This window comes from Corallococcus sp. 4LFB, from assembly GCF_046520365.1.
In the GTDB taxonomy this organism is placed as follows: Bacteria; Myxococcota; Myxococcia; order Myxococcales; family Myxococcaceae; genus Corallococcus; species Corallococcus caeni.
Genome location: NZ_JBKGHJ010000380.1, coordinates 1 through 8,625, shown reverse-complemented (window position 1 = coordinate 8,625; position 8,625 = coordinate 1). Strand labels below are relative to the sequence as shown.

At 71.3% G+C, this 8,625-nt stretch carries 13 protein-coding genes and 1 pseudogene; 5 read left to right on the top strand and 9 right to left on the bottom strand.

Annotation, left to right across the window (positions count from 1 at the left end):
- Together ACLEQD_RS31135 and ACLEQD_RS31130 are read right to left on the bottom strand one after the other, a co-directional pair.
- Positions 1–205 (bottom strand): annotated as a pseudogene (locus tag ACLEQD_RS31135) (hypothetical protein); the annotation flags it as partial.
- A 12-nt stretch (positions 206–217) separates the two neighbouring features.
- A complete protein-coding gene (locus ACLEQD_RS31130) occupies positions 218–499 on the bottom strand; it encodes a hypothetical protein (protein WP_171422065.1) in 282 nt (93 codons plus the stop codon).
- Positions 500–591: 92 nt separating this feature from the next.
- Here ACLEQD_RS31130 and ACLEQD_RS31125 point away from each other — a divergent pair, with 92 nt between their 5' ends.
- Positions 592–897: a hypothetical protein gene (locus tag ACLEQD_RS31125; protein ID WP_410389104.1), complete on the top strand. Its 306-nt coding sequence runs from the start codon at positions 592–594 to the stop codon at positions 895–897.
- Between the two features lie 11 nt (positions 898–908).
- On the opposite strand, the gene ACLEQD_RS31120 is transcribed toward ACLEQD_RS31125, so the two are convergent.
- The 3 genes from ACLEQD_RS31120 to ACLEQD_RS31110 all read right to left on the bottom strand — a co-directional run bounded on the left by ACLEQD_RS31120 (position 909) and on the right by ACLEQD_RS31110 (position 2,119).
- On the bottom strand, positions 909–1,310 hold the full coding sequence (locus ACLEQD_RS31120) for a hypothetical protein (RefSeq protein ID WP_410389102.1): 402 nt from the start codon (positions 1,308–1,310) through the stop codon (positions 909–911).
- 188 nt (positions 1,311–1,498) lie between these two features.
- Positions 1,499–1,738, bottom strand: a complete 240-nt coding sequence (locus ACLEQD_RS31115; protein ID WP_410389106.1) for a GIY-YIG nuclease family protein — start codon at positions 1,736–1,738, stop codon at positions 1,499–1,501.
- 69 nt (positions 1,739–1,807) lie between these two features.
- A complete protein-coding gene (locus ACLEQD_RS31110) occupies positions 1,808–2,119 on the bottom strand; it encodes a CBS domain-containing protein (RefSeq protein ID WP_410389100.1) in 312 nt (103 codons plus the stop codon).
- A 150-nt stretch (positions 2,120–2,269) separates the two neighbouring features.
- Between ACLEQD_RS31110 and ACLEQD_RS31105 the strand changes: the two genes are divergently transcribed.
- The 4 genes from ACLEQD_RS31105 to pdxA all read left to right on the top strand — a co-directional run bounded on the left by ACLEQD_RS31105 (position 2,270) and on the right by pdxA (position 6,561).
- A complete protein-coding gene (locus tag ACLEQD_RS31105) occupies positions 2,270–3,289 on the top strand; it encodes an alpha/beta hydrolase (protein WP_171422245.1) in 1,020 nt (339 codons plus the stop codon).
- A 178-nt stretch (positions 3,290–3,467) separates the two neighbouring features.
- A complete protein-coding gene (locus tag ACLEQD_RS31100) occupies positions 3,468–4,475 on the top strand; it encodes a peptidyl-prolyl cis-trans isomerase (protein WP_410389098.1) in 1,008 nt (335 codons plus the stop codon).
- A gap of 65 nt (positions 4,476–4,540) precedes the next feature.
- Positions 4,541–5,512: a peptidylprolyl isomerase gene (locus ACLEQD_RS31095; protein ID WP_410389096.1), complete on the top strand. Its 972-nt coding sequence runs from the start codon at positions 4,541–4,543 to the stop codon at positions 5,510–5,512.
- Between the two features lie 11 nt (positions 5,513–5,523).
- The gene (gene pdxA, locus ACLEQD_RS31090) at positions 5,524–6,561 is read left to right on the top strand and encodes a 4-hydroxythreonine-4-phosphate dehydrogenase PdxA (protein WP_410389094.1); all 1,038 of its coding nucleotides are present in this window, start codon (positions 5,524–5,526) and stop codon (positions 6,559–6,561) included.
- On the opposite strand, the gene ACLEQD_RS31085 is transcribed toward pdxA, so the two are convergent.
- From ACLEQD_RS31085 to ACLEQD_RS31070, 4 genes are all read right to left on the bottom strand, one after another.
- Complete coding sequence (locus ACLEQD_RS31085) at positions 6,482–6,802, bottom strand: hypothetical protein (RefSeq protein ID WP_171419163.1); 321 nt, start codon at positions 6,800–6,802, stop codon at positions 6,482–6,484. The genes pdxA and ACLEQD_RS31085 overlap by 80 nt on opposite strands.
- A gap of 8 nt (positions 6,803–6,810) precedes the next feature.
- Positions 6,811–7,305, bottom strand: coding sequence for an SRPBCC family protein (locus ACLEQD_RS31080; protein ID WP_410389093.1), 495 nt, complete (start codon positions 7,303–7,305; stop codon positions 6,811–6,813).
- A complete protein-coding gene (locus tag ACLEQD_RS31075; RefSeq protein WP_338268781.1) occupies positions 7,302–7,652 on the bottom strand; it encodes an ArsR/SmtB family transcription factor in 351 nt (116 codons plus the stop codon). The genes ACLEQD_RS31080 and ACLEQD_RS31075 overlap by 4 nt, the downstream gene beginning before the upstream one ends.
- 77 nt (positions 7,653–7,729) lie before the next feature.
- Positions 7,730–8,625: AgmX/PglI C-terminal domain-containing protein (locus ACLEQD_RS31070; RefSeq protein WP_410389090.1), on the bottom strand; the 896-nt coding region annotated here is incomplete at its 5' end.

Sequence of the window (8,625 nt, the reverse complement as noted above, 5' to 3'; positions counted from 1 at the left end):
GCCAGCAGCCCAGCCGCACCGCTCGCGACGGCCGCGTGTCCTGCCATCGCCGCTCCGCGCACGGCGCGCAGTACGCCAGCTCCGCCAGCACCTCCGTGCACGCGCCGCACAGGAAGCCGCCGCAGCGCGTGCAGAGGGCCACCGCGGCCACGGCCGGATGCTGGCCACAGCGTGCACCCGCGAGGCTCGCGGCGGATCCGGCCATGCGGCTGGCCGCCTAGAAGCCCGGGGGCGGCGTGCGGGCCGCCAGCGCCGCGATGCCGTGGACGCCCATGCCCAGGAACACCGCCGTCAGCACCGTGCTGGCCACGAAGCCCGCGACGATGAGGTTCTTGCGCGGGTGCTCGAACTGGCTGAACGCGTAGACGAGCATGTAGCAGGGGATGAGCAGCACCATCACCCCGGTGCCCACGCTGCGGCGGAAGGCGTGCGTCAGCAGCAGGACCGCGCACACGAGCGAGACGACCCCGAACAGGATGGCGAGTGGCAGGAGCGGCACACCTGCCCCCTTAGCACGCCTTCGCCCCTTTCGCGGCGGGCGTGCGCATACTAAGGACGGCCCGCCGCCCACCCGCCGAGGAGGTCCCCGCCATGGCCCTGTTCAAGACGTTCCTCATCTTCATCCTGGCCGGCACCCTGCTGGGCACCTTCATCGCGTCGCTGGCGGCCCCCTCCTACATCGAGTGGAACAACAGCACGCCGCTCGCCACGCAGACCATGTGCAACCTGCCGGAGGTCGTGCGCAGCGTGACGGCGTCGCTGATGCACTCGCAGCTCATGGGCGCGGCCATCGGCGCGGGTGTGGGCCTGGTGGGCGCCATCCTCGCCGCCGTGCGCGCCCGGAGCCGCTCGAAGCAGGGTCCGGGCTCTCCGCCCCCCGCGGCCACCGCCGCCTGAGGCGGGCGCCGCTACTGCTTCGGCAGGACGTAGATGGCGGGCGACTGGCCCAGCAGCACGCCGCCGTTGCCATCCTCCACCTCCACGTAGAGGTGGATGGCCTCGTTGGGGTCCTCCGGCGGTGACGGCACCGTCCAGGTGGGCGTGGCGACGCTGGCGTCGCTGAACGCGCCCGCCGGGTTCGCGGGCACCTGCGTCCAGCGGTAGAAGATCTCGTCCTGGTCCTGGTCCGTCACCTCCAGCTGGAGCTGGATGACCGTGCCCTCCTCGAACTTGAGCCCGCCCGGCGTGGACGGCGAGCCCAGCGGGCGCGGTCCGGCGATGATGACGGGCTGGTGGTTGGGCGAGTAGCACCCGACGCTCCCCAGACCCAACGCGAGCAAGACGAACACGAACGAGCGAGAACGCGACATGGACTTCCTCCTGCTAGGAACGTCCACACCCTAATTCGGCCCCCCGCGTTCCGTATACCCACCCGGGGGCCCCGGCTGTTTCATCACCAGCGGATGAACGCGTCGCGGACCGCGCGCCAACTGTCGCGCGGCGCGCATCGCGCCCCGTGGGGAAAATCCCTCCCGCCAACAAGCCGGGGGGACGAGCGTCAACGCCTTCCCGCACGCCGCGCGAAGAGCCGCAGCTTGTCCGCGCGCGTGAGCCGCTTGATGGCGGCCTCCCGGCGCAGGGCGGCGCTCCGGTCCTGGGCGGGCTCGCTCCAGACCAGCGTCACCGGCAGCCGGGCCCGCGTGTACGCCGCCCCCTTGCCCCGGCCATGCGTGGCCAGGCGGCGCTCCAGGTTGTTGGTGGCGCCCGTGTACAGCGTGCCATCGCGGCAGCGCAGCATGTACACGGTCCAGGCGGCGGTAGGGGCTTCCGACACGGCGCCCCCACTCTACCGCCAGGACGGCGCACGTCAGGAGGGCTTCTGCCCGCCCCCACGCCTGCCCTTCATGCGCGCCAGCCGCCGCGTCTGGGCCCTCACCGCTTGCGTCTTCCGGACGCGCGCCATGACGTCCGACACCTGCGCCAGCGGATCCGTCCGCCACCCCGCCAGCACCTGCGTCTCATGCACCACGCCCACCAGACCGCCCCCTACCCCCACCACCCCCACCACCTGCACGTGGTACTGCTCCATCACCTTCAAGGCCCCCAGCAGTGTGTCTGTGGGAAAAACTGTGGCGATGAAGGACGACAATGCTTCCCTGAACCCCCGGACCTGCCCCATTTCCGCGACCTCCCGAGATGCGCTCACATTCCCTGCAACTGTCCTGCCGTCCCGGGAAAGTCCGCCAGCGACACTCCGGCATCGCCCGGGCGTCGGGCGTAGACTGAAGGCGTGACATCACGACAGGCAGCGGCACCCCGGTTGAGCCGGATGGCGGACCTCTTCACCAAGGCGGTCGAGCGGAGCAAGGAGGGGTTGCTGACCCTCAGCTTCAAGCCGGACGAGCTGTACCGGGTGCCCACGGACGACGGAGCCGCCATCGCGCTGGGGCGCTACCACCCTCGGGGGGAGCGCCGGTTCGCGGAGCCCGTCCTGCTGTGCCACGGGCTGGGAGCCAACCGCTTCCACATGGACTTCAACGAGCAGTACAGCCTGGCGCGCTACCTGGCGCGGGCGGGGTTCGAGACCTGGGTCATCGAGCTGCGCGGCCGGGGGCTCGCGGGGGCCTGCGCGGACTGGAATTTTGATGATCAGGCGGAACACGACGTGAGAACGGCCTTGCGCACCGTGATGTCCACGGGTGCCCAGCAAGTGCTCTGGGTGGGCCACTCCAAGGGCGGGCTGATGCTCTATGCCCACCTGGCCCGCAACCCCCAGGCACCGGTGAAGGCGGCGGTGTCCCTGGGCGCCCCCTTCACCTTCGCGGTGCAGCCGGGCCTGCGAGCGTTCGTGCAGCGGGTGGAGCCCCTGCTCAAGCTCAAGGTCATCCCTACCCGCCGTGTCACCAGCATCGCCTTCTTCGGGGCGCCGCCGGGGCCGCTCACCCGGTACATGATGCTGGCGGACAACATGGATCCGCAGGTGGTGCGCTGGGCGCTGGCCAACGTGCCCGCGGACGTGGCCGGGGGCGTGGGACGGCAGTTCGCCAGGTGGATCACCACCAGCCAGTTCACCACCTTCGACGGGAGCTTCGACTACCGCGAGCCGCTCGCCGGGGTGAGGATTCCCTTCCTGCTCATCGCCGGCAGCCGGGACCTGCTCGCGCCGCCGCTGGCGGTGGCCCGGGCGAAGGAGCACCTGGGGGGCCCGGTGAAGATGCTGGTCGCCGGGCGCGGCCACGGCTTCGCGGCGGACTACGGCCACGCGGACCTCATCCTGGGCCGCAAGGCGCCGGATGAAATCTTCCCCCAGGTGGAGGCCTTCCTGTCCTCCAACGCCACCCCGCTCTAGGCAGGGTGCCCCTGCCCGGAGCGCCGGTTGTCCGGGCCCGCCCGGCGTGCTACCCGGAAGGCCGCTCCATGGGCCCATCCGTTCGCTTCCCATCCCGGCCGTGACGACCCGCTTGAAAGCCCGGCGGCCCGGCACCACCGTGGAAGGTCCCCCGTCCCCTCCCCCGAGGCCCCCGCGCATGCGTCCCGCTTCCCTCCGCGCCTCCCTCCCGTCGTGGTCCGCCGTCGTCACCCTGGGAGCCGCCCTGGGAGTGCTGGGGCTGACGGGCTGCCGGCAGCAAACCCAGAAGGGGCCGGACCCCACGGTGGTGGCCACCGTGAACGGCGAGTCGCTCAGCCGGACGGACTTCGAACAGGAGCTGGCGCGGGAGCTGGCCACCACGGAGGGCCCGGAGCCCACGCCCGAGGAGGTGGAGCCCTTCAAGCGGGCGCTCGTGGACACGCTGGTGAAGCGGATGCTGCTGCTCCAGGCCGCGAAGCAGAACAACATCGCCGTGACCCCGGAGGAGGTGGACCGGGGCGTGCTGCGGCTGTCGGGGGACTACCCCGCGGGCAACTTCAATGAGGTGCTCGCCCAGGGGCAGCTGTCCATGGCGGAGCTGCGCGCGCGGGAGGCGAGCCGGCTCACCATCGAGAAGCTCTTCACCCACCACGTCTATTCGCGCGTGGCGGTGACGGAGGAGGAGCTGCGCGCGTACTACGCGGCGCACGAGGCGGACTTCCAGGAGCCGGAGGAGGTCCACGCGGCGCAGATGGTGGTGAAGGGGCTGGACGAGGCGCGCAAGCTCCAGGCGCAGCTCAAGGCGGGCAAGAAGTTCTCCGACCTCGCGCGGCGCTATTCGCTCAGCGCGGACGCCAAGGTGGGGGGCGACCTGGGCTTCTTCCCCCGGGGACAGATGCCGCCGGCCTTCGACGAGGTGGTATTCAAGCTGGGGGTGGGGCAGGTTTCGGACGTGGTGTCCACGGAGTACGGCTACCACCTGTTCAAGGTGCTGGAGCGCAGGGCGCCGAGGAAGCGGGAGCTGGCGGAGGTGCGCTCGAAGGTGGAGGGGCGCCTGCTGGAGGCCAAGCGGGCGGCGGCGCAGGAGGCGTTCGAGAAGGAGCTGCGCGACAAGGCCCAGGTGGTGGTGAACGAGGCCACGCTGCAGACCATCCGCGGGCGGCCGGCGCCGCAGGCGGCGAAGTGAAGGACTTTTCCGGGGGCCGGTGGGTTGGCCTGGCCGGTGTCATGGTGTTCAAGAGGGTCGTTGCGATGAAGAACCTGGTGGCGTTCCTGGCGGCGGTGATGCTCCTCACGGGTGGCACGTCCGCCCGCGCGGAGCTGGTGGACAAGGTGGCGGCGGTGGTGAACCGCGACGTCATCCCGCTGTCGGAGGTGCAGCAGCGCGCCGCGCCGGAGCTCCAGCGCGTGAACTCCGAAATCGACCCGCGCAAGCGCGCCGAGGCCCGCGCGCAGCTGATGAAGACCGCGCTGGACACGCTCATCGGCGAGAAGCTGATGGAGGGCGAGGTCGCGCAGCTGGGCATCACCACCACCGAGGCGGAGGTGGATGAGCTGGTGCAGGACGTGCTCAAGCAGAACAACGTCAGCGACATCGCCCAGTTCGAGCAGCTGCTCAAGAACGAGGGGTTCACGCTCGCCAGCTACAAGGACATGCTGCGCAAGCGCGTGGTGCGCGACAAGCTGCTGCGCATGAAGGTGGGCCCCAAGGTGAAGGTCACCGAGGAGGACCTGAAGGCCGCGTACACGCAGTACACGCGCCTGGAGAGCGAGGACGTGGAGGTGCACGCCCGCCACATCCTGGTGCAGGTGGACGCCAAGGCCACGCCGGAGCAGGTGGCCGCCGCGAAGCAGAAGGCGGAGGGCATCGCGCAGGAGGCCCGCCGGCCGGGCATGGACTTCGCGGCCCTGGCACGCGCCCGCAGCGAGGGCCCCAGCGCGGCGGACGGCGGCGACCTGGGCTACTTCAAGCGCGGCGTGATGGTGCCCGCCTTCGAGAAGGCCGCCTTCAACCTCAAGGAGGGGGAGGTCAGCGAGCCCATCCGCACCAACTTCGGCTGGCACGTCCTGAAGGTGGAGGAGCGCCGCAACGTGTCCGTGGCCTCCTACGAGGAGATGAAGCCGAAGCTGGAGGCCAAGCTCCTCAACGAGAAGACGGAGAAGTTCCTGGACCAGTACGTCCAGGAGCTGCGCTCCAAGGCCAACGTCGAAGTGAAGATGTGAGCCCGTCCCCGGTGGCCCTGGCTGCCGCGCTGCCGCGCGTGGGCATCTCGCTGGGGGACGTGTCGGGCATCGGGCCGGAGGTGACGGCCCTGGCGCTGGCGAAGCCCGCGGTGCGCCGCGCGCTGGTGCCCGTCCTCTTCGGAGACGGGCCCACGCTGGACGGCTTCCCCCTCTTCCGCCGCTTCCCGCGCGTGGCCCTGGAGGACCTGGGCCGCACGGCGGGGCCGGCGGTGGTGGAGGTGACGCGCCTGGCCCAGAAGCACCGCGTGCCGGGCAAGCCCACGCGCGAGGGCGGCAAGGCGCAGTACGCGTACGTGCGGGCCGCCATCGACGCGATGCGCGCGGGGACGGTGGACGCGCTGTGCACCGCGCCCGTCTCCAAGGAGGAGATTTCGCGCGCGGGCATCCCGTTCATGGGCCACACGGAGGTGCTGGCGGACGCGTTCGGCGTGGACGTGATGATGATGATGGACGGGCCGCGCGTGCGCATCGCGCTGGCGACGAACCACGTCCCCCTCTCCGCGCTGCCGAAGCTGCTCACGGTGGAGAAGCTGGTGGCGCAGCTCCAGCTGCTGTCGCGCGCGCTACAGCCGGTGGTGGGGCGCAAGCCGCGCATCGCCGTGCTGGGGCTCAACCCGCATGCGGGCGAGGGCGGGATGCTGGGGCGCGAGGAGGTGGAGGTGATTGGTCCCGCCATCCGCGCCGCCCGGGCGAAGCGGGTGGATGCGCACGGGCCCATCCCCGCGGACGGGCTGTTCGCCCGGCCCGACGAGGTGGGCGCGAAGTACGACGTGGTGCTGGCCATGTACCACGACCAGGGACTCATCCCGGCCAAGGCGCTGGACTTCGAGCGCACGGTGAACGTGACGCTGGGCCTGCCGGTGCCGCGCACGTCGCCGGACCACGGGACCGCCTATGCCATCGCCGGCACGGGGACCGCGAGCTGCGTGCCCATGATGGAGGCGCTGCTCAAGGCGGCCCGGCTTTCGGGGCGAGCCGCGCGTCCAGGTGCCGCGCCAGGTCCTCGCCGTCCTCCTTCGGGTCGATGAGCTTCGCGTGCGTGCCCCGCGCCGTGGCGTCGGGGACGACGAGCACGGTGACCTTCCCCGTGGGGCAGTGACCCAGGCAGGACGCGGGGATGAGCAGCGTCTTGTCCGCCAGGCCGTGGGCCTTGAGGGCCTCGCGCACCCGGCGCGGAAGGTCCACCCCGCCCGCGTCCACCGGCAGCCGCATCAGGCAGCGGTGACACAGGTGCAACTCGATGGGGTCTGGGTCCTCCCGCGCGGCCATGCCTCAATCTAGCGCTGGAACCGCTTGTCGAGCTTGCGAAGCTGGCTCTCCCACCCCGCGGACGCTCGCTGCGTCCACTCCCCGCTGTGCAGGGCGTCCGCGGTCACGGTCATCCGCACGCTGTCGCCCTGCACGTGGAGGTCCACCCCGGTGGAGACGGTGTACGGCGCGACGCCTGGGATGAAGTCCACCGCGTGCCGGTACGCGATGCGGCGCTGGGGCGTCACCTCCGTGAACGTCAGGCTGCTGGGGGTGGAGGTGGGCATGCCCGCCTGCTTCATGAAGGCGACCTGCTCCGGCGCGGTGGCGATCATGTCGTAGCGCAAGAGGCCGCCCGGACGCGCGTCCAGCTCGTGCACCTTCACGGAGAAGCCCTCCGGGCCCCACCAGGACTCGAAGCCGTCCTTCGTCGTCCACAGCGCCCACACCTCGGCGAGCGTCGCGGGATAGGTCCGCTCGAACGTGAAGGTGCCGCGCTTCGGGGTTTCGGTCTGGGTCGTCATGGGGGTTCTTCCTCGGACTTGGGGGTGGCCATGCGTGCCTTCCGTCTTCGCTCGAGCGCCTGACCGAACCGGTCGAGCCGGGCCTCCCAGAGGCCGCGATACCCGGTGACCCAGGCATCGAGCTCCTGGAAGGGCTCCGGACGCAGCGAGTACAGCCGCTTCGTGCCCTCGGGGCGGACCTGGACGAAGCCCGCCTCCTGGAGGATCCCCAGGTGACGGGAGACACCCGACTGCTGGATGTCGACCCGCGCCACCAGGTCGTTCACCGACAGCTCGCCGCCCTTCAGCGCCTCGACGATGCGGCGGCGCGTGGGGTCGGCCAGGGTCTGGAAGACGTCAACATTCATGGACGTGAATATACATATCCGTGAATATTCTGGTTGTCCAGCGCCCTTCGGGTGGGCCTGCCTGGAGGCCGGGCGGGCTAGAAGACGAAGGGGAAGCGCACGGGGGCGTTCATCGCGACGCGGTGCACGGGGAACTTCCAGCCGCGCACCTGGTCCTCGATGCAGCCGGCGAGCGGGGAGCCCTTCAGGGCTTCGGTCTCCATGGCCACGCCGGACACGGAGCCGGCGGTGTCCACGGACCAGCGCACCTGGAAGCGGCCGCCGCTCTCCAGCGCGGTGCCGGCCTTGAAGCTCTGGACGCAGGCGGCGATGGCGGGCTGGTTCGTGACGACCACGTTGGTGACGTCCGCGGGCGTGAGCTGCTCGCGCTCGGAGGTCGGGGCGGGCGGGATGTAGACGGTCTTCTCCTGGGCCTTCTTCGGGGCGGAGGCCTCCGGGGACTCCGCTTCGTCGGTGAAGCCGAGCTCGCGGGCGAAGTCCTCGTCGATTTCGGACTCGGGCTGCGCGGCCTCCTCGGCCTCGGCTTGGGCGGCGGCCTGACGGGCCTGGGCCAGCTCCTCCTCGGAGATCTCCCCGCCGAAGGACAGCTCACGGGCCTCGCCGGTGTCCTCGGGCGCTTCGAGCGTGGCCGCGCGCTGGGCCACGGGGGCCTTCTTCTTCGTCACCGGAGCGGGCTGCGTGGACGGCGTGGGGTCCGGGGCCAGCGTGTGCAGGCCGGTGGTCAGGCCCGCGCTCGCGGGGCCCGCGAGGACCGGCGTGTTCGGGGTGAGCGCCTGCGCGGCGCGCTGCGCGTCCGTCAGCGAGGGCGTGTTCACGCCGCCCGCGAGGGACTGCTGGAAGTCCGGCGTGGCCTGCGTGCCGGGCACGCCGAAGGAGGCCTGCGGGCCCGCGAAGCCCTGCGTGCCCGGCTGAGCCATCGAGCCCGACGAAGCACCGGCGAAGCCCTGCGTGCCCGGCTGAGCCACCGCGAAGC

What these genes read in the sequence shown, in the direction of transcription:
- ACLEQD_RS31125 (WP_410389104.1), top strand. Translation starts at nt 592, where the DNA reads ATGGCCCTGTTCAAGACGTTCCTCATCTTCATCCTGGCCGGCACCCTG.
- ACLEQD_RS31120 (WP_410389102.1), bottom strand. Translation starts at nt 1,310, where the DNA reads ATGTCGCGTTCTCGCTCGTTCGTGTTCGTCTTGCTCGCGTTGGGTCTG.
- ACLEQD_RS31115 (WP_410389106.1), bottom strand. Translation starts at nt 1,738, where the DNA reads ATGCTGCGCTGCCGCGATGGCACGCTGTACACGGGCGCCACCAACAAC.
- ACLEQD_RS31110 (WP_410389100.1), bottom strand. Translation starts at nt 2,119, where the DNA reads ATGGGGCAGGTCCGGGGGTTCAGGGAAGCATTGTCGTCCTTCATCGCC.
- ACLEQD_RS31105 (WP_171422245.1), top strand. Translation starts at nt 2,270, where the DNA reads ATGGCGGACCTCTTCACCAAGGCGGTCGAGCGGAGCAAGGAGGGGTTG.
- ACLEQD_RS31100 (WP_410389098.1), top strand. Translation starts at nt 3,468, where the DNA reads ATGCGTCCCGCTTCCCTCCGCGCCTCCCTCCCGTCGTGGTCCGCCGTC.
- ACLEQD_RS31095 (WP_410389096.1), top strand. Translation starts at nt 4,541, where the DNA reads ATGAAGAACCTGGTGGCGTTCCTGGCGGCGGTGATGCTCCTCACGGGT.
- ACLEQD_RS31085 (WP_171419163.1), bottom strand. Translation starts at nt 6,802, where the DNA reads ATGGCCGCGCGGGAGGACCCAGACCCCATCGAGTTGCACCTGTGTCAC.
- ACLEQD_RS31080 (WP_410389093.1), bottom strand. Translation starts at nt 7,305, where the DNA reads ATGACGACCCAGACCGAAACCCCGAAGCGCGGCACCTTCACGTTCGAG.
- ACLEQD_RS31075 (WP_338268781.1), bottom strand. Translation starts at nt 7,652, where the DNA reads ATGAATGTTGACGTCTTCCAGACCCTGGCCGACCCCACGCGCCGCCGC.